The sequence below is a fragment of the Acinetobacter sp. YH16056_T genome, assembly GCF_024605895.1.
In the GTDB taxonomy this organism is placed as follows: Bacteria; Pseudomonadota; Gammaproteobacteria; order Pseudomonadales; family Moraxellaceae; genus Acinetobacter; species Acinetobacter amyesii.
The window spans coordinates 2241038-2265171 of the sequence record NZ_CP094545.1; the positions used below are offsets into that span (position 1 = coordinate 2241038).

Below are 24134 nucleotides of genomic sequence, written 5' to 3' on the forward strand. Positions count from 1 at the left end.
GTGCATACGTGTTACATACTTTTATTTTTTAATCTATTCAATAAAAAAAACCGGCATTTGCCGGTTTTTTTATGCCTTTAGGATTATGCGTTGCGTTTTGCAAAGTCATCCATAAAGTTAACCAGTGCTTGAACGCCTTCTAGCGGAACAGCATTATAAATACTTGCACGCATACCACCCACTGAACGGTGACCAGCTAAATTCAGCAAGTGGTTTTCTTCAGCTTCTTTCAAAAATTGTTTTTCCAATTCTGGATTCGCCAAAGTAAATGGTACGTTCATGATTGAACGGAATTCTTTTGCAATTGGATTTGCATAGAAATCGCTTGAATCAATATAACCATAAAGTAATTCAGCTTTTGCCATATTCGCTTTATAAATTGCGTCTACACCGCCCTGCTCAAGTAACCATTCAAAAACGAGGCCAGATAAGTACCATGCATAAGTTGAAGGTGTATTCACCATTGAACCATTTTTCGCTTGAGCTGAATATTTCAAGATACTTGGAATATCTGCTTTCGCTTGATCCAATAAATCATCACGAATAATCACCAAAGTTAAACCAGCAGGACCAATATTTTTCTGAGCACCTGCATAGATTAAACCGAACTTAGATACGTCTAATGGTGCAGATAAAATGCTCGATGAAAAATCGGCAACCAATGGTTTGTCCGTTTCAGGAATGTTGGCAAACTGAAGACCACCAATAGTTTCATTATCTGCATAATGCACATAAGCCGCATCATCAGATAAGTTCCAGGTGCTTTGATCAGTAATCGCAAGTTTACCGTCAATGGTGGTACCCGCTTCAACAACATTAATGTCGCCATAACGCTGTGCTTCTTTCAACGCTTTTTCAGACCAAATACCAGTGTGGATATAGTCTGCTTTGCTGTTTTTACCCAATAGGTTTAATGGGATCGCAGAGAATTGAAGTGATGCGCCACCTTGAAGGAATAACACTTTATAGTTGTCTGGAATATTCATCAGCTTACGAAGATCAGCTTCTGCTTTCTCTGCCACAGCGACATAGTCTTTACTACGGTGGCTCATTTCCATGATCGAAAGGCCTTTGCCTTGCCAGTCAAGCATTTCAGCTTGAGCTTTTTCTAAAACGGCAGTGGGTAATGCAGCAGGACCGGCACAGAAGTTGTACGCGCGCATGAGTTTTCCTTTCAAAGTGAAACACAATAAAATGATGGCATTTAACCATATCTGACGCGTGCTTGCAGTAGTTAAAGCTGAAAATATTCCAATGCTGTCTGACATTTAAAGTCAAAATTTCAATAAAGATCAAAATTAATTCTTCTTAATTCAAATTATTAGATTTACTGATATTTTTTATCCCTTGAAGTGATGCTAATTTAAGGTCTTGATGTGCGAAAATGACGTGCGCTGCGAAGATAAAATTTATTTACACATGTATATGAAACAATACAACAACTTAGTGAATTTACCCAACTTCATCACAATGACTATAATGAACCCATCCTAGCTGTGAGTGTATTTTTATGCCTTTACCTCGAACAGATTATTCTATAAAAATTAAACATACATTTCGTTCAGGTTTACTGCTTGGCCTTGGTTGTTTCAGTGGCTTTTTTAGCCCCACCGTACTTGCGCAAAGTATCAGTTATAGCCAAGCAGAACAAAGTCTACTCACCAGCTCGTATAGTACTCAGGCCAACCAAGCGCTACAACAATCTGCCGAACTTCAAGCTCAGGCCATGAAAGGCCTTGGTTTACCTCGTGTGGATTTAAACGTCCGTGCCTATGCCTTTCATAATGAACTCGATATTCCTCTCGGCGCCTTAAAAAACAACTTAGAACAAACGCTGAGTAATGGCATTAATAATAAAATTGATGAAAGCTTACCGAGTGATTTGGCAGACCCATTAAAAGACAGTCTGCAACAGCCAATCCGTGATGGTGTCGAATTAATTCCAGATTCTTCCCAAGTGGTCTTAGATGATCAAGTGATCCGCCCTACCGTTTCCGTAATGATGCCGCTGTATACCGGTGGGTTAACGTCTAGCACCAAGGAAATTGCCAATATTCAAGCCAAACGCAGCGCGATAAGCAGTGAACAACAACAAGATGTGCAACGTTTTGAATTAATCCAAGCCTACTTCAATGCTCAATTACAAAAAAAATTAGTCGAAAGCAGCCGCTTCAATTTAAATGCGATGCAACAACACTATGCCAATGCGCTCAAAATGGAACAACAGGGTTTTATTAGCAAAGGCCAGCGTATGCAATTTGAAGTGGCGAAGAATAATGCACTCAGAACTTTTCAAAATACTGAAGCGAATCTCCGCTCTAGCTTATTTAAGTTAAACAACTTAATGCAAAGCAGCCAAATTACTGATCTTACAACGCCATTATTTATCAATCAGCAACACAATCAAAATATAACCGCCTTACTAAAAAGTTATCAGGATCAGTCTAGTTTGGTGCGTAAAATGCAATTGGACAGTCAATTGGCTGGTGCTAATGTGAAAGCCCAAAGCGCAGCAAAAAAACCCAACGTCTTTGCCTTTGGTGAATATAGTCTTGACGATAAACAAAACTGGATCGTTGGTGTTGCCGCTCGCTACAACTTATTTTCAGGTATTGATAAAAACAAATCCGTACAAGCTGCTGAACTTCAACGCTATGCATCTGAGTTAATGACTGAGCGTACCAAACAAGAAATTGAAAGCCTGATTTATAGCTCATTTAATGAAGTCACCAGCGCTCAGCAAAGTCACCTGTTGTTACAGCAAAACCTAAAAGCTGCTCAAGAAAATTTAAGAATTCAACAGCTTTCATTTAAGGAAGATACGGGTACGGCCACACAAGTCATTGATGCACAAAATGCATTGAACGGGCTACAAAGTGAAATGGCGCTTAATGCTTATAAATACGTGATGTCACTCGCAACACTGCTACAAAGTCACGGGAGCATTGACCAGTTCCAAAGCTATATCAATCAATCACACACCGACTATATTCGCTAAGCTTAGCCGAGGGGAAACCATATGAATCAGGAACCGACTGATCACCAAGAAGATGCCTCCGCGAAAGCTGAAACATCCCAATCCAATGTCTCGACTTCAGACGTTTCACCTACAGCAAATACTGCTGAGGATACTCAAGAAAAAGTGGCTATCAATACAGATGCAGAGACGAAAAATAGCTCTGTGCAAAGTCGCAATAAATCTGCTTTGATCAAGTTCGGGATTGGCATTGTCTTGGTTCTGCTTTTGGCATTGATTGTATTTGGCTTATGGAAAAGTTATCAGCCCAAGCAGGTTGAATTACAAGGTCGAGTTGAGGCTGAAACCATCCACATTAGTACCAAAGTACCTAGCCGTATCGAAGAAATATATGTGCAGGACGGTGAAAAAGTACAAGCAGGTCAAGCACTGGTTCGTTTAACCAGCCCCGAAGTCGATGCAAAGAAACAACAGGCTTTAGCTGCACTTCAATCTGCGCAAGCACTGCAATCCACAGCTGAACGTGGCTCTCAACAAGAAAATATTGATAGTTTATATGCCAATTGGCAAAGTCTAAAAGCACAGCAACAATTGGCGCAAACCACCTACCAACGTGGTCAAAACCTCTATAAAGAAGGTGTCATTTCACGACAACGCCGTGATGAAATGCAAGCTGCCGCAGTGTCTGCTGCACAAATGACAGAAGCGTCTTATCAACAATATGCGCGTGCAAAACGTGGCAGTACACCGCAACAACAAAGCTCGGCAGATGCCCAAGTCAAGATTGCGCAAGCCGCGTTGGCCGAAGCAAATGCACTTGAGGCTGAAACCAAATTGTTTGCACCGTCCAATGGCACCATTTCAAAAACCTATGGCAAAGTTTCAGAATTAGTTGCGATGGGTGTGCCCGTTGTAAGCCTGATTCAAGATGATAGCTTATGGATTAGCTTAAATGTCCGTGAAGACCAGTATGCTCAAGTGTATCAACTCAAGACCATGCAAGGATTTATACCGGCACTGAACAAATCTGCCGATTTTAAAATTGATCACATCGAAGCCGAAGGTGAATTTGCAACGATTAAAACTACGCGGCAAACGGGCGGCTATGATATTCGTAGTTTTAAAGTCCAACTGAAACCCGCTCAGCCGATTGCTGACTTAAAAGTGGGTATGAGCGTTTTGTTTAAAATTGAAGAGCGTAAATAATGTTTAGGGGCATTCTGCGTGAGTTTCGCTATTTGATGCAGCATAAATGGGACTTGTGTATGGTCACACTTGCCCCTGCCCTTGTGATTTTGCTCTTTACCAATATGTTTGCTCAAGGCAAACCAGATCATTTACCCATTGCGATCATAGACCAAGATCAAAGCAGTTTAAGCCGTAACATTACTCATTTTGCGCAGCTGAACCATACCTTAAAAGTAGCCACCATTACACCCAGTATGGATGATGCTGAAAAGCTTTTAAATCAGACTCAAATTTGGGGCTATATTCATATTCCTGCTGGTGCAGAGCAACGACTGGTTCAAGCAAAAGATGCAGAAGTCAGCATTGCCTATAACCAAAGCTATTTTAGTGTCGGCAATAGTATTTCATCAGCCATGCTGCTAAGTACATTGCAAGCCATGGCCGATTTTAGTGGTCATCAGTATTTAGAAAATACAATTCCCTACCTCGATGCACCGACACCCAATGTCAAAATTTCACCTTTATATAATCCAGGTTTAAATTATGAGTTCTATTTAGAGCCGTACATGATTCCTGCGATTCTGCATTTATTACTGTGTTGCTGTGTCGCATTTTCAGTCGGTCAAGAAATCAAATATGACACTGTAAATCAATGGGTGAAACCGACTTCTGTCTTTCAAGCTTTAATCGCTAAAAATCTCAGTTATGTTTTCATTTTTACCGCTTGGACATGGGCATGGATGTTCTGGCTAATCGTGTTTCGAGGGTGGTTTGTTCAGGGTTCATTACTGCTCATTTTGCTCGGGCAATTGTTTTTTTATACAGCCTATGCCTTTATCAGTTCTACTGTAGTTTTGGCGACACGTGATCTCACCAAATCTTTTGGTTTTATTGCGGTATATGGTGGCTCATCACTGAGTTTTGCAGGGGTGACATTGCCGCTGAATAACGCGCCGATGTTTACAAAATTCTGGGCCAATATTATTCCCTATACGCCTTATGCCAAATTACAAACAGAACAATGGGTCATTGGTAGCCCAATCTCCATTTCAATCACACCGCTTGTCACCCTGATCATTTACTGTCTGTTCTATTTGGTTCTTGCCAGCTTCTTTTTACGGAAAGTACTGAAGGAGCAAAGCATATGAATAAAATCGTGTCATTTCTATCAACTTTGCTCAGACACTATATTCAAACCTTTAAAGATATTGTTAAGCACAGTTCGATTTTTACCACCTTAGTGCTTTCTGTTTTTCTTTACAGTTTTTTTTATCCCATTGCTTATCAAGCGGAACACGCAGAATCGCTCCCCATTATTGTGGTGGATGAGGAACAAAGCATACTCACCAATACGATTATTGGTGCTGTAGCCAATAGTCCCAATGTAGAAATTCGAGCTGTGACTGGTAATTTTGCGGAAGCTGAAAATATGCTCCGAAGTCAGCAAGCTGACGGGATTTTACTGTTGCCGAGTAATCTTTCAAATAGCATTCGCCGTGGTGAAACCGGTGGAATTGGTTTATATCTCAGTGCTGCAAACTTTCTAAAGACGCAAAAAATTGGCTTAGGTTTAGCCAGTTCGATGGAAAATGCTCTCGGCGAATATGCAGAAAAATTCCAGAACATATCCGATTTTAGCCCAGCTTTATCTATCCATAAGATTCCATTGTTTAATCCACTTTCAGGCTACGGCAGCTATATTTTCCCAGCGGTTGCTCCCTTAATTATTCATCAGACGATTTTATTGGGTCTGTGCATGCTGATTGCGACCTATCGACAAAACACCACTTGGCGTCCGAGCTATACACAATTGGCTGGCATCTTCTTGTGTATTTTGACCATAGGAACGTTGGGATGCTTCTATTTATTTGGTTTTACCTTTTGGCTGAACGACTATCCACGGGGTGGAAATTTTTGTGGCATGTTCATTGCTGTGCCCATCTTCCTCAGTTGTATTATTGCGATGACACTCTTTCTAGCCACCTTTCTTGACCTGCCAGAACGTGCAGGACATCTCATCGTTTTTAGTTCTATTCCGCTATTTCTACTTTCGGGAACGGCATGGCCACATGCAGCTATGCCTAAATGGATGCAAATACTCGCTCAAGCATTACCTTCGACCCAAGGCATTCAAATGTTCCTTCAACTCAATCAGATGGGTGTGCCTACAGTAATCGTCATCCCAAAACTGCTTTATCTCACAAGTATTGGACTGATTTTTTTATGTCTTGCTGTCTGGCGTTTAAAGTTTGCCAAAAGATAAAACTGTTTGTGCTGTAAGACATGTCTGGTCTCAAGCGAAATGCGTTCAAACCTATTCATCATAGACTCGAACGCTTTGTATCTAATCATGTCTCAAATTTAAATTCTTGCTGTCATCTATTAGCTGTATGCATTTGGCGTGACAGTCGATGCTTCATCCACTTGAATATCAAAATCATCTGCATCTGAGGTGATCTCAGTAACCAAATCATCTGATTCTTTTTCTGCAGCGTTTTCAAGCCAGAATCCTTTCACTTTATCGTCCTCATCATGACCTGCAAAGACCACACTCATATACAGTTCTTTTTGCGGATAATCATATTTATACACAATTGTTGTGGTCTTACCTTCTCCCAGCCGAGTATTTGCCATTCGCTGAATCACTTGCGCTTCAGCGCTAGGTTGACCTGCAGGAATCAGCTTTTTCATACGTGAAAACAGCTCTGGATCTGCTAGCATCGCATCACGAACATTTTCTTCAACCAATGCCAAAAAGCTGTCTTGATGGGGTTGGTGTAGTGCTGCGAATAATTTTTCTGACTTAGTACGCTGTGAGCTTGTCTCACTTGGTAGGCTTGATTCGAATTTTGCAATCAAGAAATCGCCAATTTTTTCACAAGCCGTTATAGGTAAGATTAAAGCGATGATGACGACTAATTTTTTCAACACCGTACAAGCCCTCTGGTTATTATTAAAATATATAAAGTTAAAATTTATTTCGGATAATCTGTGTGATTTATAGAATTTTCACTGATTTATCTGCCTGACAAGTATAAAGCAAACTTCTATATAAAAATGAAAAATACAGGCTCACATTTAGTTTTTCGATCTTTCTAGGTAAATCAGAGATTTCGTGAAGCGTTTATTAATAACTCAATTTTATTCGTTTTATAAATTAAAATTAATAATCAAATCGTTTATACGACTAAAAATGATAATTTATCGATCAAACAGTTTGGTTTTTATCAAAATCGTTGGCTGTATTCTCATATAAACTGCAAAATATTGTCGTATTTATCTCCCAAATTATTCAGAACTTTTTGTCATGGCGGATTCAGTCTGTCTGCAACATTTGTTCGTGGATGACTGTGGGCTTTTTTCTCCCAAATCTGACATAAGAGCTGATGTATGAAAAAGATTAAGGTGAGCCTTGCCTGGCAAATCGTGATTGCTCTCATTCTAGGTATACTTGTTGGTGCTTTCCTACACTATTCTCCTGAATATCGTGATGCTTTAGTTAATAACTTTTTGACTCCTTTGGGCTCAATTTTTATTAACCTCATTAAGATGATCGTTATTCCGCTTGTTGTGTCGATGCTTATTTTAGGTATTGCCAATACAAGTCACGGTAGTAACTTAGGTAAACTAGGTTTCAAAACGATTATTTATTTTGAAATCATTACCACCGTTGCTATTTTAGTCGGTTTAGTTGCAGCCAACGTATTCCAACCTGGTGCCGGCATTGATATGTCTGCATTGACGCAAGTCGATATTTCATTCAAAGTATCAAGAAACAACACATGAAGTCAGTGAACATTCTCATGGTTTGATTCAAACAATACTTTCACTTATTCCATCTAACTTTTTTGCAGCTTTGACGAGTGGTCAAATGCTCCCAATCATCTTTTTCTCTGTGATGTTTGGTGTAGGTTTAGGTGCGCTTGATCAGGAAGTAAAACAACCTTTAATTAAAGTGTTGACCGCTGTTTCTGAAACGATGTTTAAAGTTACGCACATGATCATGATGTTTGCACCTATTGGTGTATTCGGCCTGATTGCAGCGACTGTTGCGAATTTCGGCTTCAGCTCTCTTGTGCCACTGCTTAAGCTCGCAGTTTTAGTTTATGGTGCAATCTTCTTCTTTATTTTTATAGTATTAGGTGCCGTTGCCAAGTTCTGTGGCTTCAGTGTTTGGGCCATTATCAAGATCTTAAAAGATGAATTGATTCTCGCGTATTCAACTGCAAGTTCTGAAACTGTCCTCCCCCGTATTATGGAAAAAATGGAAGCTTACGGTGCTCCGAAACCGATTACCAGTTTCGTGATTCCAATTGGCTATTCATTTAACCTCGATGGTTCGACCCTATATCAAAGTATTGCAGCTATCTTTATTGCTCAGCTTTACGGGATTGATCTGACAATCACCCAACAAGTGATTCTAGTACTGACCTTGATGATTACCTCTAAAGGGATTGCAGGTGTACCTGGCGTTTCTTTCGTGGTCTTGCTGGCGACTCTCGGCAGTGTCGGTATTCCTCTCGAAGGTCTGGCATTCATTGCAGGTATTGACCGTATTTTAGATATGGCACGTACTGTACTGAATGTGATTGGTAACGCGCTTGCGGTACTGGTGATCAGTAAATGGGAAGGCCAATTTGATACTGAAAAACAAAAAAATTATGCCGCTAATCTAAAAGATGCCGCTTAATTTTATGCCATAAAAAAGGACGCTTCGGCGTCCTTTTTTACAGCTTTGTTTTATTTTTTACCAAACTTTATTTATTTTTTTCACCAAACACTGAAATATTAAAATCTCGAATTTTGTTAGTTCCTGCCGGCTTATCAAAACTTACATCATACTGTACAAGGTTTTTATTGGTATAACCGTACTCATAAGTGACCGTATATAAAGACGGTTTTTCAATGTGCTTAGCCACAATATTTTTGCGTGAGTAATCTTGTTTCGGAATACCTCGTGCAAATTTACGCAGCTCTTTTTCATTCTGTTCAAACTTCGCTTTGAGTTCTGGTTCAAAGTAAGTGTACAGCTTATCAAAATTGCCTTCACGTAATTGATCATAGGCAGCTTGGGCAACTTCAGTCTGTTCAGTACTTGGGTCTGGTATTGCATTTAATGCTTTTTGGCCAATTTGGTCACAACCTGACAACGCTATGACACAACCTAGTAACAAAAAATTTGCCTTCATAACCACACTTATTCCTAATTTAAGCTTTTGAGTATATATAAAACTTCAAAGTTGATATTAAAATTAAGATATCTCTTTAACTTTTCTCTTTCCAACTTGTTGACAATACATTAAATTAAACTCTGTTCACTTACGCAAGGTAAATGAGCTTCACTTTTAATGTATTTAAATAAAGTACCACTGAAAATTCTAAGGGTTTATTTAAGTACCAACTTTAGATGACTACCGATAATTTTAGCCAAAGGATCATCTTGTTTAAATAATACGGTGTAAAATACAGTTTGCTGCTCGTATTCATACTTAAGCTTTGCTTCAATTAGTTCACCATGCACACTATTTTTAATACTTTTATATTCCACCATTTTATAATCTAAAACTTTTTCAAAATATGGAATATATGAAGATATTTCTGGTAATAATGTTGGATCTTCTAACAAAGCTTGATAAAACTTCTCATCTGTTATTTTCTGGATTTGATCTAAATCTTTATCACGTATAGCAACATACAATTGCTCAATGTGTTTAAGTTGCAAAGGTGTCAGCTTATAAGGAATAGATGATTCTTTTTTTATACCTTCATTAAACTCTACAGACGTCGGCTCACTACATCCCATTAATGCAAAACAAATGACTATTCCTTTGGTTCTAATTAATTTTTTGAAATACATTTAAGTCACTATTCTTGTTTATATAAATTTTTGTTAATACTATTCATCTATCAAAAAGGACGCCGTAGCGCCCTCTTTTCTCAATCTTCAATTAGTCTTCTTCAGGCTCATTGAGATCTGATTCATTGTCATTTTGATCAATAATCGTTGAGTCATCTACAAGCTGCTCAGTTTCGATTGCTTCCACTTCTTCAAAAGTTTCGTCTTCTTCAACTGCTTCGATCGCAACAACACCGACCAAGATTTCGCTTTCACCTAAACGGATCAGACGAACACCTTGAGCATTACGACCTGTTTGTGCCACTTCAGACGCACGTGTACGAACCAGTGTACCACCATCTGAAATTAACATCAGCTCTTTAGACGCATCAATCGCTACCGCACCAACAAGTTCACCGTTACGTTCAGATGTTTTAATTGCAATAACACCTTTACCGCCACGTTTCTTAGTTGGGAAGTCATCTACTGGTGTACGTTTACCATAACCATTGGCTGAAGCACAAAGTACTTCACCGGTTTCAGGAACAACCACTAATGACACTATACGGCTAATGAGAACAGAATCAGAGGTATCTTCATCATCAGACTCTACATCCGCATCCTCAGCGTCTTCAGCTTGAGCTGCTGCACCAATGGTCACGCGCATACCACGAACACCTTTGGCAGAACGACCCATTGAACGCACGTCAGTTTCTGCAAAACGAATGGCTTTACCTTCGTTTGAGAACAACATGATTTGTTGTTCGCCGTCGGTAATGGCAACACCGATTAAGGTGTCATCACCATTGAGTTCAATCGCGCGTAGACCGTTTGAACGAACATTCGAGAATTGTTCTAACTCAACACGTTTAATCGTACCGTATTCTGTTGCCATAAATACGTAGAAGTTTTTACGAACGGCTTCTGCTTGCTGTGCAAAGTCATTGATGATTTCATCATCAAGATCAGTGGTAGAAAGCTCTAAGCCCAACTGTTTCAATTGAACACGTAATGCATCAGACAAGTCATCTGCACCGTCTTCAGTCTCAGCAAGTGCAGCTTCTAAACCAGCAAAATGACTATTAATCACTTCATTGGTTTGTAGCTGTGCACTATTGGCTTTTACAAATGCTTTAAAGTCAGCCAAACGTTCTTTAAATTTCTTCGGCGCATCGACCACTGGTAAAATAGCGGTGATGGTCTCGTTTTCATCTAATGGCAATAAGTTCACCATCGGACGACCTTTCGCACCACGAGATGCTTGAGGTACTTCATACACTTTCAAACGATAAACTTTACCCACATTGGTAAAGCAAAGCACTGTTGCGTGGTTTGAAGTCACGATCAAATGCTGGATGTAATCGTCTTCTTTCATTGAAGTTGCAGACTTACCACGTCCACCACGACGCTGTGCAGCGTAGTCTGACAATGGTTGAGTTTTTGCATAGCCTGATTTAGAAACAGTTAGTACCATTTGCTCTTCAGGGATTAAATCTTCACGAGAGAAGTCGATACGTGATTCCACGATATCGGTACGACGTGCATCGCCATATTGTTGAAGGATTAAAGCTAATTCTTCTTTAATCACGTTCATCAATAAGTTGAAATCGTTCAAAATTGCAGTGTATTCAGCAATTTGACCAAGAATTTCTGTATATTCAGCTTGTAACTTGTCTTGTTCTAGACCAGTTAAACGATGTAAACGAAGTTCTAAGATCGCACCTACTTGAGTTGGAGACAGACGATAAATATCACCTGTTAAACCAAATGGACGTGCTGGATCTTCGCCTTCAATTTCATCTGGACGGACAGATACCGCGCCTGCTTTTTCAAGCAATGCAACGACACCACCGCCTGCCCACTCGCCCGCTTGTAAACGTTCGCGTGCTTCGCTTGGGTTTGCAGATGTTTTGATGGTTTCAATGATCGCATCGATGTTTGCAAGTGCAACCGTCAAACCTTCTAAGATATGTCCACGTTCACGTGCTTTACGCAATTCGAACATGGTACGGCGTGTAACCACTTCCTGACGGTGACGGATAAACGCTGCAATAATATCTTTCAAGTTCATTAACTTAGGCTGACCATTATCGAGGCAGACCATGTTAATACTGAATGAATTTTCTAATTGGGTATTTTGGAATAGGTTATTTACAATCACTTCAGCGTTTTCACCACGCTTCAAGTCAATTGCAATACGCATCCCTTCTTTATCTGATTCATCACGAAGTTCAGAAATACCTTCAAGTTTTTTCTCTTTGACCAACTCAGCAATACGTTCAATGGTTTTTGCTTTGTTAACTTGATAAGGAATTTCAGTGAAGACAATCGTGCTACGGCCCGATTTTTGGTCTTCTTCAATGTGATATTTACCACGGATATGCAAACGGCCTTTACCAGTACGGTACGCATCGACAATGCCTGATTTACCGTAAATGATGCCGCCTGTAGGGAAGTCTGGACCAGAAATATGTTCCATTAACCCTTCAATGCTAATGTGCGGATCGTTGGCATAAGCAAGACATGCATTAATGACTTCTGTCATGTTATGCGGAGCCATATTGGTTGCCATACCTACAGCAATACCAGCCACACCGTTAATCAACAAGTTAGGCACACGTGTTGGCATGACTTGTGGAATACGCTCAGAACCGTCGTAGTTGTCTTCCCACTCTACGGTATCTTTCTCAAGATCCGCTAAAAGTTCGTGGGTCAATTTACGCATACGAACTTCGGTATAACGCATTGCTGCTGCACTGTCACCATCGACAGAACCGAAGTTACCCTGACCATCAACCAATTGATAGCGTAAGCTGAAATCTTGAGCCATACGAACAATGGTTTCGTATACAGCTAAGTCACCATGTGGGTGATATTTACCGATGACGTCACCGACTACACGGGCAGACTTTTTGTAAGCTTTGTTGTAGTCATTGCCCAATTCGTGCATTGCAAAAAGCACACGACGGTGAACAGGTTTGAGACCATCTCGGACATCTGGCAACGCGCGTGACACAATCACGCTCATTGCATAATCGAGATATGAGCTCTTCAGTTCATCCTCAATGGCAATCGGTCTAATTTCCGATACGCTCATGCATACTCCTTGTTATACAAGCAGAATTCTGCCCGCATTTATATATCGTAAATCTGTAAAAATTAGTTCAAAAAATACTGAACCAATATCAAAAATCAAGTCGGACAGTATAGCATAAAAACCCTGATTTTTGTGCCAATCATCTTGCACTAGAACCATGATTTTTTGTATTTATTTTAAGCATTTTGATTTTATTTGCTGTGAAAAAAACCTCTACGAATAGAGGTTGTTTAATGTTCAAAATATTTCTTTTCGAAGCTTCAAATTTAGACCCATAAATGTGATAAAAATCACTCTTTATGATATTGCATGACCTCTAATTCTTGAGGCACATGATCATGCTGCAACAATGGGTATGCTGTTAGAAACAAACCTAAAATAAGCGGAAATTCATAAACTTCTTCGATGAAATCTTTATAAGCCAAATCGTACAAAAATAAAAAACTAAGACTTCGACTATGCTCAACTGCATCAGAAATAAGTAAGCCCAATATCACCAAGCCTAATGGACAAATTGGCAAAGCCAAGGTTTTTAGTTTATGTACAATTTCTTGACGCAAATAAGGCGAAAATAGCATAAAGACGACTGGTGCAATCATGAATACCGAAATTAAACGAAAATACGGTTTAGGCGCATCAGGGAAATAGTCACGCCCCCCAGCTAATGCTACGACCAAATAGCAACAACCACCATGCGACAGCCCACAACCAAAATTGTTTCTTTCCATCTTGCATTTCAAGTGGTCGAATATAGAAAAAAGTAAAAATCGCAAAAAACAGCAATAACAATGCTTGGACCGATTCAACTGCTGTAACAGTCATTCCATCAAATAAAGGAAAAGAGATACTTTGTAAAACAGGAAAAAGTAAACAGCAGATCATCAGCACCAATACACTGACTGGTAACTGAAAATCAAATTTCAAAGGGAGACTCAGCCTAAAGGGCAAGTTCAATAAAAAAGCAATGTTAACACAAAATATACAATCCTTTAAGCTTGCTTTAAGTTTAAGATTCAAACTTGAAGGATAAATTTTTATTATTTTATTTTAAATCTTTGTATTTTTTTATAATTTATTAATTTCCATCCTATTACCAAGCGATTGCGCCTGCTTACTTACCATTTAAGTTTTAACATACAAATACCTTACGCTACAGTAGTGTCTAATACCAATAATAAGAAACACTATATGAATTTTGGGTGGTGTTTCAAAAAGTATGCTGACATTAAATGAAGCCATTATTGATGTAAAAAAAGGTTAAGTCGAAAGCTTTAAAATGGTTTTCAATCTTTTTTGAAAAATTACAACTCCTTCTAAAACCGCGCCTAATTCGATGCCTTATTTTGCAATTATTACCTTCAATACCTACAGTAAAAAATTTACCAATACTTTGCTTGCAGTTTTTAAAAGCAGTTATGAAACTGTCCCAATGATCACTTGCAATTCGGGTGTAGTGAATACCTAATTGTTTAAGCTTTGCCTTCAATCGTTGAACTGTAGCTAAGTCTCTTTTACCCCAAACATAAGCAACAATCTCACCTGTTTCTCGATGGTAGGCGTAAATAAGCCATTGTTTATTATTTTTATTTCCCACAAAAGTCCAAAACTCATCAACTTCAAGAGACTCATAATGACTTTGTTTAGGCTGATTTTGGTAGGTCGATTCGGTTAAAGTACGTAAAACTTTACCGATACTGATTCGCTCAACTTCAGCGATATCTCGTATACCACTACCTCTGACCATCAACTGTAATATTTTTCGAGTAATGCCTGAATGACATCCTAGATAGCTCAGAGCATGGTCACCAATAAACTGACGTTTACAGTCTTTGCACTGATAGTTTTGTTTCCCATCTACTTTGATGCCATTTTTCTTTATACTGTCACTGAGGCAGGTTGGACATTTGATTTCTAGAGTTATTCGCATTTCTCTATTTTATCAAAATTCAACCTGCTTTGTTTCAGCATACTTTTTGAAACACCACCGAATTTTGAACTACTAAACTAAGAATCCACTACCCTCATAAGCATGAAACATCTAAGTGCAATTTATATATGTACATTTACGTATAATTAATCGATTAAACATTGCCAAGAAGACCTACTAATTCTTCAAACAATAAAAACGCCCCTAAACCATAAGCTTAGGAGCGTTTTGAACTGCGTTCAGAAATTAGATTTTAGATACTAATTCTGGAACTACAGTGTTCAAGTCACCCACTAACCAGTAGTCAGCTACTGAGTTAATTGGCGCTTCTTCGTCTTTGTTGATCGCAACGATCACTTTAGATTCCTTCATACCTGCCAAGTGCTGAATCGCACCTGAGATACCTACAGCGATGTACAAGTCAGGAGCAACGATTTTACCTGTTTGACCCACTTGCATATCGTTTGGTACGAAACCAGCATCAACAGCAGCACGAGATGCGCCTTGCGCAGCACCAAGCTTGTCCGCTAATGGATCAAGTACAGTGTGATAGTTTTCACCTGAACCAACACCACGACCGCCTGAAACAACTATACGCGCAGCTGTTAATTCTGGACGTTCAGATTTCACGATTTCTTCAGAAACGAACTTAGAAATACCAGCATCACCAGTAGATGCAACAGCTTCAACTGCAGCAGAGCCGCCTTCGCTTGCAACAGCATCAAATGCAGTACCACGAACAGTCGCAACTACAACAGACTCGCCAGACTCTACAGTTGCAATCGCGTTGCCTGCATAGATTGGACGTTTGAAAGTTTTAGGACCTTCAACAGCAATGATGTCAGTGATCATGCTTACGTCAAGTAGCGCAGCAGCACGTGGAAGTACGTTTTTACCTGTTGTTGTTGAAGCAGCAAGGATGTGAGTGTAACCCGCACCGATAGAAGCAACTAATTTAGCAACGTTTTCAGCCAATTGGTTTGCATAAGCAGCGTCGTCAGCAAGCAATACTTTGCTTACACCAGCTACTTTAGCCGCTTGGTCAGCAACTGCTTGAGCGCCTGAACCAGCTACTAATACAGTGATATCACCACCGATTTTTTGCGCTGCAGCAACAACGTTAAGAGTTGCACCATTTAGTGCTTTGTTGTCGTGCTCAGCGATAACTAAAATACTCATGATTTTTATCCTTCTGTATTAGATCACTTTCGCTTCGTTTTTCAATTTATCTACAAGCTCGTCTACAGACTTCACTTGTACGCCCGCTTTACGTTCTGCAGGAGCTTCAACTTTAACAGTTTTAAGCTTAGTCGCAGGATTTACGCCATAATCAGCAGGTGACTTAGTATCAAGCGGTTTTTTACGCGCTTTCATGATGTTTGGAAGAGCAGCATAACGTGGCTCATTCAAACGTAAGTCAGTTGTGATGATTGCAGGAAGTGCAAGTTCAACAGTTTGTAAACCACCGTCGATTTCACGAGTCACTTGTACTTTATCGCCTTCAACTTTAACTTCTGAAGCGAAAGTACCTTGGCCAGCACCTAAAAGCGCACCAAGCATCTGACCAACTTGGTTAGAGTCGTCATCAATTGCTTGTTTACCAAGAAGGATCAATTGAGGTTGTTCAGCGTCTACAACACCTTTTAGGATTTTTGCAACTTCAAGTGCACCTAACTGGCTGTCGTCAGCTTCAACAAGGATACCGCGGTCTGCACCAAGCGCCATAGAAGAACGGATTTGTTCTTGAGCTTCTTTAGGACCAATAGAAACAACAACGATTTCTGAAACAGTTCCTTTTTCTTTTAAACGAACCGCTTCTTCCACTGCGATTTCACAGAACGGGTTAATTGACATTTTAACGTTCGTTAAGTCAACACCACTGTTGTCCGGCTTAACGCGAACTTTAACGTTGGCATCAACCACACGTTTTACAGCAACAAGAGCCTTCATGTAATCCTCGGCTGTTTTAGCAAATGTAAATGTTGAGAAAAGTTATATTAACTCTTCACTTTAAATTTTTTAGGTGCCCTATCTTGCAATGTGTACGGCATTTCGGTCAAGTCACAATTATCGAAAGACCTGTAAAAAAGCGTAATTTCCTTGAACTTATCGTTCACATTTTTTAAAGAATGGTTCAGTTATCCAAAAAAACGCATTATTCAGTTATTTTTTAAGCATTGATTTTTATTATTTTTTTACTTGATTTAGCTCATCAAAAGATCTGATTTAATATCAATTTTCGATCAATCTTTCTGAAATAGAGCTTTCCCTCTACACATTCGGCAACATATCTAAACTTGTCATTTAAGATAGAAGCCTAATGAATTTAGCGCTAATTTCACTTTTCCGAAGCTAATTGGTGGGTTTTTCTCTCTTTCTTATTCTTAATATGTGTCGATACTCACCACATATAAAAAAACCTCCGCCTTCACGAAGGTTTTAGTTAAGGCAATTATTTCTATTTACATTTGCTGTTTTTAATTGGCAATTAACCATGTCGCAGCAAGAGCCAATAAACCGCCTGATGTACCATCGATCCACTTTTGTTTGCGTTCATCAATTTGAGTTTTTTGTGTAATACGTGCAAAGACCACACTCAAACTACAATACACCACAAATATCAGCCCAATAAAAATGAAGGACAAAATCAAACCTTGGCTCACGGTACTCGCTGATTTATCGATAAATTGCGGCAAAATTGCAAAATATATCAACATTCCTTTCGGGTTCAGTAAAGCCGTAAAAAAGCCTTTTTTAATCGGGTTGGACGCTGACTTTTTCTCAATACTTAATTTTTTACTGCTAAATACTGAACGTAGTAAATGCGTTGCCAAATATAAAAGATAAGCAATCCCCAACCAGCGGATTATTTCAAAGAGTAGTGGAAATGACACGATAATCGCAGCAATACCCAATGCCACCAAAATCGAGTGAACCAAGTAACCTGAGCATACCCCCACTGTTGCCATCATGCCTGCTTTTGCATCCTTACCCATCACTTGTGACAGGATAAAAAGCATATCGGGTCCTGGTGTGAAAATAAGGGGAATTACCGTTAAGGCAAACAAAGCAAATACAGACATTTCAATTTTCCCTTTCTATGTCCTGAAAGTGAAATTAGTATGTTTGAATCGCTTTAAAATAGGATATCAAATATTCTATAATAGATATTATTTTTAGAATTATATTCTATTTTATGAAGACATCTTCTAAGTCAATTCTAGTTAAACTAGATCGTATTGATAAAAATATCATTCGCGCACTTCAAAATAATGGCCGCATGCAAAATAATGACTTAGCCAAGGAAATTGGACTCTCGCCTTCTTCTTGTTTACGTCGGGTCAAATTACTCGAAGAAGCAGGTGTGATTCAGAATTACACCACCGTGGTCGATCCACAAAAGATTGGCTTTCAATTGATTTTATTCTCTCGTATTTGGTTGACTGGGCAAGATGCTGAAACCATCGATACTTTTATCGAAGCGATGAAAGAACTTCCTCAAGTCATGGAGTGCTACATTATTTTGGGTGAGTGCGATGCAATGCTCAAAGTTGTAGTTCCTGACCTAGAAAGTTACCGTAAATTTCAGTCTACTCACTTAACCAAGAAAAATGGCATCACTAGTGTAAAGACTGATTTACCTAGCCAAATCATCAAACAAAGCTTCCAGTTACCGTTAGAAGATTTGTAACCAAACAATTGATCTGCCAACGAGCAACTCAAGCATTAGAAACGACGAGGCTGATACTACAAGAATGACAACGTAGTAACGCAGTTATTCACAGCCTCGAATGCAAAAACCTAGCTATGCGGTATTTCATTATATTTTAAGCAAAGAAAAATAATGATTTGCGGCAAATGAACGAACACAATCTAAGGAGCCTTTGAGCTTAATTTCTTAAACAAGAATACGACTGATTGGATTTACAGGCTCTCGCTATCAAAACTGAGCGAATTGATTACTAAGCAGCGAAACGGATTGGCATTTAGAAATTTTTGTTTAGGCAACTAAGCTATGCAAAGAAGATCAATACTCTAACGCGCTGCACAAAAGCAAATCAAGATGTCATGCTGTAAGTAATATAAGGGCTAAACATCCAAATCCAATGAAGATAGCCCATGAGTTGTATATTTTCCGGATAGTTTAGGCTGGCTGATTTTCCAAAAAGTCACGATGGATGTGGCTTAGGTCAATAAGTTCATATTGTGCCAAATCAAAAATACGCCAAATGGTGAGGGCATCTTCTTTACTGTCAAATTTAGCAGTTGCTTTATTGGTAAGCTGCCATTGTTTATCCGAAATCCAAATAAAGTATTGGCCCGTCGCCGCATTAAACGCCTGAACTTTACCATCGGCATTAATCCCTTGTAGCTGCGCACCTTCAGGCAATACAGCTTCTACTTCAGGCAAACTGATTTCAACAAAGTGTTTGATCTGGCGTAAGCCGTATCCTGCAAAAATTTCTTTTTGCTGACCATTTAACTGGTCATATTTTTCTTGAATATCTGAAATCATGGTATGGCCTATATATTTTTAACGGTACAGCAATTTAGTAAATGGCGAATTTCACTTCAGCACTTACGTCAATTCAATAATGGACAATTTTTATACCCGATAATTTGAATTTTTATAATGCGACAATAGTTCAAAATGTCGGTCAATTTTACCAATATTTTTTCACATCCTTATTTAATTTTCATGAAGTAGACCACTTTAGGATGCAAAATGTGAAATCTAGCCTGTGAATTTAAGCAAAATTTAGACCACTGAGTACCAAAGTCGTTTTTGCAATTGTTACGAATCTTTATGCTGTGCCCTTGGATGGGCCTGATCATAAACTTGTGCCAATCGATCAAAATCCACATGGGTATAAATTTGTGTAGTGGTTAAATTACTATGACCCAACATTTCTTGTACAGCACGCAAGTCACCGCTATTGGACAACATATGGCTAGCGAAGCAATGTCGTAATAAATGCGGATGTAAATCGACATTTACACCTGCACGTCGAGCTTGAAATTTAACTCGATTTTCTATTTGTCTTACCCCCAGTGGATTACCTTTTTGAGTGATAAAAACTTGGGCTTCTGGGACAAAATCACCATGCCATGCAGGATATAATTGCAACCAATGCATCACAGCCTCTTTGGCTTTAGAACCAAAAGGTACAATGCGCGTTTTATTCCCTTTACCCGTAATACGTAACAGTTGGCGATTAAAATCAATATCTCGAATGGTTAAGCCCTGCACTTCAGCCAAACGTAAACCACTTGAATAGAGCAGCTCCAAAATCGCTTTATCACGTATCCAAAGCTGCCGTTGAGTTTCACTTTCCGGCTCAGGCTGTTCCATGATTTGTTTAATGGTTTCAATATCGACCAATCCAGGTAAAGGACGTGATTGGCGTTTGAGCTGAAAATCATCTGCAGGATTAAAATTGAGATAATTTCCTTGTTCTGCCCATTTCATAAATTGGCGTATCGAAGATAACATGCGCTGCAAACTACTTGGACTGAGCTGAAACTGTTCCACTTTATGAGCAACAAATTCACGCAGATCTGACTTTTCGACATCATGCAGTGGCAAGTTGCGTATTGTACAAAATTGGAGAAAATCACTGACATCGCGCTCATACGCTTGCAAGGTATGTTTAGACTGATTTTGAATTTCACGTTCCTTCAACCACATAGCCAGTAGTTGACTCTGATCCATCGTCACCTGTCTTCTCCCATTTCAACATGTGCTTTAGCGTTGTGGTACGTTCTCTAAAGCGATCTTACATATCTGTTTTATGAAAAGAGTCTAGCAAAGAACCCCTTAGGCTTACCATCAACACGTTGGTAAAAAGCTTGCGTTTCATTAAGCAAATACCCTTCTACACCATCGACACTGTGCGGATTGACATGGATTAAATCCACTGGGCATTGCTCTTTTAAACTATCCTGTGTGATACGACCAATTTTACTGTGCAATTCTTGAATTTGTTGTTCAGATAATCCTGCTTCTAAATCTAATCCGATCAACAAAGTCGGTGAATCATCTCGAGCTTGATTCAGCATTTGCGCTAAATAAGCAGCTTTTACCACACGCTCTGTGCCGAAAAAAATGCTTAATTGATCAATCATAAACTGCGGATATTCCGCCGGCTGACCAATTAAAACTTCCGTATCTTCCGTAACTTCATAGTTTTCTGAGGGCTGAATATACTGCCCGTTCAGCAAATGTTGAATTTCTTCTGGTACAAAGTCCTTCGTCGCATCAGGTGATTGTGGATTCAATACAAGCCTTGCTCCTAAAGTCATTTCAAATAATGCCTTGGTTGGTAGCCGGATATACGACTCCTCTTCAGATATTGCTAAACGCATTTTTTCCAAGGACGTAAAAAATGGAATGACGCAATCATATGTTTCATCTTCCCATGATTTCAATTGAATACGGTCGCCTTCATCCAAGATCAAATCTTCGGCAATACGTGAATCACGTCCCCCTGTTGTTCCCACACAATACACATTGGCTGCCAATAACTGAGCTAAAAATTCGGGTCGATACGCGGGTTCATGTAAGGCTTTATGAAAAAGTTGTTCTAAGATTTCTTCTTTTATTTCTTCGTTTATTTGTTCCATGTTGATTCCAATCCAATTGAATTATAATTTTTTATTCACTTTTTATTTTATGAAAAAAGCCCTGAATGAATCAGGGCTTTGATTTTAACCTTGGAAGTAACTTAAATCTAAGCGTCCTTCGTAAACTGTTGCAGTTGGTCCAGTCATCCAGACTACACCACCTTCTTGCCACTCAATCTGTAGCTTACCACCTGCCAACTCAATTTCGACTGAATTGGCTAATAAACCACGACGCATACCTGATACTGCCGCTGCACAAGCACCTGTACCACAGGCCATAGTCTCACCGACACCACGTTCAAATACACGTAAGCGTGCATGTTTCTCATCCACAATTTGCATAAAACCAGCATTTACACGCTGTGGAAAACGCTCATGCGATTCGACTTGTGGACCAATTTTAGCGACGTCTGCAGTAATGACATCAGGAACGATCGTCACTGCATGCGGATTACCCATACTCACTACATCAATGGTGAGCTGTTCATTATTCGCCAATGCAATGTCGTATAAGTTTTCAGGCTCTTCCGCAATAAATGGAATTTCATGCGGCAAAAAGCGTGGATAACCCATATTGACGCGCACCCAACCATTTACACCTAATTCAGGCTCTACGATACCTGACTTGGTTTGTACTTTGATTTTGGTTTTGCTGGTCAACTTACGTTCATGCACAAAGCGCGCAAAACAACGTACGCCATTTCCGCATTGTTCAACTTCCGAACCATCTGCATTAAAAATACGATATTTAAAATCGACATTGGGTAAATCAGGTGGTTCTACAATCAAAAGCTGATCAAAACCAATACCAAAATGACGGTCGGCCAAACGCTGAATCGTCACTGTATCTAAATAAGCTCGTTGGCTAATCAGATCGACCACCATAAAGTCATTGCCAAGGCCATGCATTTTGGTAAATTCTAATAACATCTCGAATTTCTCCTTAAGGCAATAAACGTTCACGTTCCCATAATGATTCGATGGTTTCACGCTCACGAATCAAATGAGACTGATCACCGTCAACCATTACTTCAGCAGCACGTCCGCGGCTGTTGTAGTTTGAACTCATGACAAAACCATAAGCACCTGCACCCAATACTGCAAGCACGTCATTTTCTTGAATCGCCAACTGACGTTGCTTTCCTAGGAAATCGCCAGTTTCGCAAATCGCGCCAACAACATCCCAGTCTTTCTTTTCTGTATCAGTACGAGGCGTTACTTCCTGAATATCCATCCATGCTTCATATAAAGCAGGTCGGATTAAGTCGTTCATAGCAGCATCAATAATGGCAAAATTACGATGATTGGTCGGTTTGAGTAAATCAACTTTAGTTAACAACACACCTGCATTTGCAGAAATACTACGACCCGGTTCCATATACACCTTAAGCCCTAATTTTTCTAAAGCCGGACGCATTGCCTGAGCATATTCTTCAACGGTTGGCGGAACTTCGTCTTTGTACGTTACGCCTAAGCCACCACCAATATCAATGTGTTTCAGCTGAATCCCCATCTCTTTCAGTTGATTAATCATCACAATGACACGATCAAGTGCATCAACAAAAGGCTGAGTTTCAGTCAACTGTGAACCGATATGACAATCAATCCCGATAATCTCAAGATTTGGCAATGATGCCGCATACGCATAGGTGTCAAAAACGCTGTCTGAAGGAATACCGAATTTATTTTCTTTTAAACCCGTAGAGATATAAGGATGGGTTTTGGCATCCACATCTGGATTTACACGCAATGAAATCGGTGCTTTCTTACCCATTGCCGCAGCAACTTTTTGGATTCGATCCAACTCTGCATGTGATTCAACGTTAAAACATGCAATACCCACGTCCAATGCTTTTTGGATATCGGTTTCTGTTTTACCCAAACCAGAGAATACAATTTTAGAAGCTTCACCACCGGCTTTTAATACACGTGCGAGTTCACCACCCGTCACGATATCAAAACCAGCGCCCTGCTTGGCAAGTACGTTTAACACCGCAAGATTAGAGTTTGACTTTACCGCAAAACAAATTTGATGGTCGATAAAGCTAAATGCACGATCCATATCTGAATAATGCTTTTCAAAAGTAGCTTTTGAATAAACATAAAGCGGTGTGCCATATTGCTGTGCAAGCTGTTGTAAAGAACATTGCTCTGCATGCAATACCCCATTCGTACGGGTGAAACTCATGAAAGTATCCTTTCTATAAAAGCATTAAGGTGTAGGGTTAGAATTTGATGATTCCGATTCAGTTGCAACAGGAGCCGCTTGTTTTTCCTGCTTTTGCTGTGCAGGCGTATCTGGATAAATCAGATATTTTGCGCGCTTATCTGCATTTGCATCTGAAGGTAAATGCAATGCACCAGACTGACCACAAGCGGTCAGCAGCACAGCACTTGCTAATACAATAATTTTATAATTCATAAAACGATACATAAACGTACCTAATGAAAAGATTTTTCCGAGTATAACGTGATCAACCCGCGG

21 protein-coding genes and 1 pseudogene are annotated in these 24134 nt (G+C 39.5%); 6 read left to right on the plus strand and 16 right to left on the minus strand.

Annotation, left to right across the window (positions count from 1 at the left end):
* Window positions 1–83: 83 nt before the first annotated feature.
* Window positions 84–1163, minus strand: a complete 1080-nt coding sequence (gene serC, locus MST17_RS11110) for a 3-phosphoserine/phosphohydroxythreonine transaminase (RefSeq protein ID WP_078192058.1) — start codon at window positions 1161–1163, stop codon at window positions 84–86.
* Window positions 1164–1510: 347 nt separating this feature from the next.
* On the opposite strand from serC, the gene MST17_RS11115 reads away from it, so the two are divergent.
* The 4 genes from MST17_RS11115 to MST17_RS11130 are packed head-to-tail and all read left to right on the plus strand — an operon-like array spanning window position 1511 to window position 6428.
* Window positions 1511–2998, plus strand: coding sequence for a TolC family protein (locus MST17_RS11115; protein WP_180026823.1), 1488 nt, complete (start codon window positions 1511–1513; stop codon window positions 2996–2998).
* A gap of 21 nt (window positions 2999–3019) precedes the next feature.
* The gene (locus tag MST17_RS11120) at window positions 3020–4183 is read left to right on the plus strand and encodes an HlyD family secretion protein (RefSeq protein ID WP_180026824.1); all 1164 of its coding nucleotides are present in this window, start codon (window positions 3020–3022) and stop codon (window positions 4181–4183) included.
* The gene (locus MST17_RS11125; protein WP_180026825.1) at window positions 4183–5313 is read left to right on the plus strand and encodes an ABC transporter permease; all 1131 of its coding nucleotides are present in this window, start codon (window positions 4183–4185) and stop codon (window positions 5311–5313) included. The genes MST17_RS11120 and MST17_RS11125 overlap by 1 nt, the downstream gene beginning before the upstream one ends.
* Window positions 5310–6428, plus strand: a complete 1119-nt coding sequence (locus MST17_RS11130) for an ABC transporter permease (RefSeq protein ID WP_180026826.1) — start codon at window positions 5310–5312, stop codon at window positions 6426–6428. The genes MST17_RS11125 and MST17_RS11130 overlap by 4 nt, the downstream gene beginning before the upstream one ends.
* A gap of 119 nt (window positions 6429–6547) precedes the next feature.
* Here the strand turns inward: MST17_RS11130 and MST17_RS11135 are convergent, their stop codons facing one another.
* Window positions 6548–7096, minus strand: a complete 549-nt coding sequence (locus tag MST17_RS11135; RefSeq protein ID WP_180026827.1) for a hypothetical protein — start codon at window positions 7094–7096, stop codon at window positions 6548–6550.
* A gap of 459 nt (window positions 7097–7555) precedes the next feature.
* Here MST17_RS11135 and gltP point away from each other — a divergent pair.
* Window positions 7556–8855 (plus strand): annotated as a pseudogene (gltP, locus tag MST17_RS11140) (glutamate/aspartate:proton symporter GltP).
* Window positions 8856–8922: 67 nt separating this feature from the next.
* Here the strand turns inward: gltP and MST17_RS11145 are convergent.
* The 8 genes from MST17_RS11145 to MST17_RS11180 form a co-directional block, all read right to left on the minus strand.
* Window positions 8923–9354 (minus strand): DUF3887 domain-containing protein, encoded by a 432-nt coding sequence (locus tag MST17_RS11145; RefSeq protein ID WP_180026828.1) that lies wholly within the window; start codon window positions 9352–9354, stop codon window positions 8923–8925.
* A gap of 197 nt (window positions 9355–9551) precedes the next feature.
* Complete coding sequence (locus MST17_RS11150; protein WP_180026829.1) at window positions 9552–10022, minus strand: hypothetical protein; 471 nt, start codon at window positions 10020–10022, stop codon at window positions 9552–9554.
* Window positions 10023–10113: 91 nt separating this feature from the next.
* Window positions 10114–13098 carry a DNA gyrase subunit A gene (gyrA, locus tag MST17_RS11155; RefSeq protein ID WP_180026830.1) on the minus strand — a complete coding sequence of 995 codons (2985 nt, stop codon included), beginning with the start codon at window positions 13096–13098 and terminating at the stop codon, window positions 10114–10116.
* Window positions 13099–13388: 290 nt separating this feature from the next.
* Window positions 13389–13826: a hypothetical protein gene (locus MST17_RS11160; RefSeq protein ID WP_257246860.1), complete on the minus strand. Its 438-nt coding sequence runs from the start codon at window positions 13824–13826 to the stop codon at window positions 13389–13391.
* A 497-nt stretch (window positions 13827–14323) separates the two neighbouring features.
* Entirely contained in the window at window positions 14324–15025 is a 702-nt protein-coding gene (locus MST17_RS11165; RefSeq protein WP_257246861.1) for an IS1-like element ISPa14 family transposase, read from the minus strand.
* 246 nt (window positions 15026–15271) lie between these two features.
* Window positions 15272–16204, minus strand: coding sequence for an FAD-binding protein (locus tag MST17_RS11170; RefSeq protein WP_111883923.1), 933 nt, complete (start codon window positions 16202–16204; stop codon window positions 15272–15274).
* Window positions 16205–16222: 18 nt separating this feature from the next.
* Complete coding sequence (locus MST17_RS11175) at window positions 16223–16975, minus strand: electron transfer flavoprotein subunit beta/FixA family protein (RefSeq protein ID WP_180026694.1); 753 nt, start codon at window positions 16973–16975, stop codon at window positions 16223–16225.
* Between the two features lie 527 nt (window positions 16976–17502).
* A complete protein-coding gene (locus MST17_RS11180; protein ID WP_180026693.1) occupies window positions 17503–18108 on the minus strand; it encodes a LysE family translocator in 606 nt (201 codons plus the stop codon).
* Between the two features lie 113 nt (window positions 18109–18221).
* On the opposite strand from MST17_RS11180, the gene MST17_RS11185 reads away from it, so the two are divergent.
* The gene (locus tag MST17_RS11185; protein WP_078190405.1) at window positions 18222–18716 is read left to right on the plus strand and encodes an Lrp/AsnC family transcriptional regulator; all 495 of its coding nucleotides are present in this window, start codon (window positions 18222–18224) and stop codon (window positions 18714–18716) included.
* Between the two features lie 453 nt (window positions 18717–19169).
* On the opposite strand, the gene MST17_RS11190 is transcribed toward MST17_RS11185, so the two are convergent.
* From MST17_RS11190 to MST17_RS11215, 6 genes are all read right to left on the minus strand, one after another.
* On the minus strand, window positions 19170–19541 hold the full coding sequence (locus MST17_RS11190) for a hypothetical protein (RefSeq protein WP_218949190.1): 372 nt from the start codon (window positions 19539–19541) through the stop codon (window positions 19170–19172).
* A 279-nt stretch (window positions 19542–19820) separates the two neighbouring features.
* A complete protein-coding gene (locus MST17_RS11195) occupies window positions 19821–20738 on the minus strand; it encodes a tyrosine recombinase XerC (protein ID WP_180026696.1) in 918 nt (305 codons plus the stop codon).
* A gap of 77 nt (window positions 20739–20815) precedes the next feature.
* Window positions 20816–21649 carry an enhanced serine sensitivity protein SseB C-terminal domain-containing protein gene (locus tag MST17_RS11200; RefSeq protein ID WP_168378269.1) on the minus strand — a complete coding sequence of 278 codons (834 nt, stop codon included), beginning with the start codon at window positions 21647–21649 and terminating at the stop codon, window positions 20816–20818.
* Window positions 21650–21733: 84 nt separating this feature from the next.
* A complete protein-coding gene (dapF, locus tag MST17_RS11205; RefSeq protein ID WP_180026692.1) occupies window positions 21734–22579 on the minus strand; it encodes a diaminopimelate epimerase in 846 nt (281 codons plus the stop codon).
* 13 nt (window positions 22580–22592) lie between these two features.
* On the minus strand, window positions 22593–23837 hold the full coding sequence (gene lysA / locus MST17_RS11210; RefSeq protein WP_180026691.1) for a diaminopimelate decarboxylase: 1245 nt from the start codon (window positions 23835–23837) through the stop codon (window positions 22593–22595).
* Window positions 23838–23861: 24 nt separating this feature from the next.
* A complete protein-coding gene (locus tag MST17_RS11215) occupies window positions 23862–24071 on the minus strand; it encodes a lipoprotein (RefSeq protein ID WP_372491094.1) in 210 nt (69 codons plus the stop codon).
* Between the last annotated feature and the right edge of the window lie 63 nt (window positions 24072–24134).

Coding starts and splice junctions, on each gene's coding strand:
- MST17_RS11180 (WP_180026693.1), bottom strand. CDS start 18,108: ATGTCTGTATTTGCTTTGTTTGCCTTAACGGTAATTCCCCTTATTTTC.
- dapF (WP_180026692.1), bottom strand. CDS start 22,579: ATGTTATTAGAATTTACCAAAATGCATGGCCTTGGCAATGACTTTATG.
- MST17_RS11190 (WP_218949190.1), bottom strand. CDS start 19,541: ATGATTTCAGATATTCAAGAAAAATATGACCAGTTAAATGGTCAGCAA.
- MST17_RS11120 (WP_180026824.1), top strand. CDS start 3,020: ATGAATCAGGAACCGACTGATCACCAAGAAGATGCCTCCGCGAAAGCT.
- MST17_RS11215 (WP_372491094.1), bottom strand. CDS start 24,071: ATGAATTATAAAATTATTGTATTAGCAAGTGCTGTGCTGCTGACCGCT.
- MST17_RS11115 (WP_180026823.1), top strand. CDS start 1,511: ATGCCTTTACCTCGAACAGATTATTCTATAAAAATTAAACATACATTT.
- MST17_RS11125 (WP_180026825.1), top strand. CDS start 4,183: ATGTTTAGGGGCATTCTGCGTGAGTTTCGCTATTTGATGCAGCATAAA.
- MST17_RS11145 (WP_180026828.1), bottom strand. CDS start 9,354: ATGAAGGCAAATTTTTTGTTACTAGGTTGTGTCATAGCGTTGTCAGGT.
- MST17_RS11170 (WP_111883923.1), bottom strand. CDS start 16,204: ATGAGTATTTTAGTTATCGCTGAGCACGACAACAAAGCACTAAATGGT.
- MST17_RS11165 (WP_257246861.1), bottom strand. CDS start 15,025: ATGCGAATAACTCTAGAAATCAAATGTCCAACCTGCCTCAGTGACAGT.
- MST17_RS11185 (WP_078190405.1), top strand. CDS start 18,222: ATGAAGACATCTTCTAAGTCAATTCTAGTTAAACTAGATCGTATTGAT.
- MST17_RS11160 (WP_257246860.1), bottom strand. CDS start 13,826: ATGGAAAGAAACAATTTTGGTTGTGGGCTGTCGCATGGTGGTTGTTGC.
- MST17_RS11200 (WP_168378269.1), bottom strand. CDS start 21,649: ATGGAACAAATAAACGAAGAAATAAAAGAAGAAATCTTAGAACAACTT.
- MST17_RS11150 (WP_180026829.1), bottom strand. CDS start 10,022: ATGTATTTCAAAAAATTAATTAGAACCAAAGGAATAGTCATTTGTTTT.
- MST17_RS11130 (WP_180026826.1), top strand. CDS start 5,310: ATGAATAAAATCGTGTCATTTCTATCAACTTTGCTCAGACACTATATT.
- MST17_RS11175 (WP_180026694.1), bottom strand. CDS start 16,975: ATGAAGGCTCTTGTTGCTGTAAAACGTGTGGTTGATGCCAACGTTAAA.
- gyrA (WP_180026830.1), bottom strand. CDS start 13,098: ATGAGCGTATCGGAAATTAGACCGATTGCCATTGAGGATGAACTGAAG.
- lysA (WP_180026691.1), bottom strand. CDS start 23,837: ATGAGTTTCACCCGTACGAATGGGGTATTGCATGCAGAGCAATGTTCT.
- serC (WP_078192058.1), bottom strand. CDS start 1,163: ATGCGCGCGTACAACTTCTGTGCCGGTCCTGCTGCATTACCCACTGCC.
- MST17_RS11195 (WP_180026696.1), bottom strand. CDS start 20,738: ATGGATCAGAGTCAACTACTGGCTATGTGGTTGAAGGAACGTGAAATT.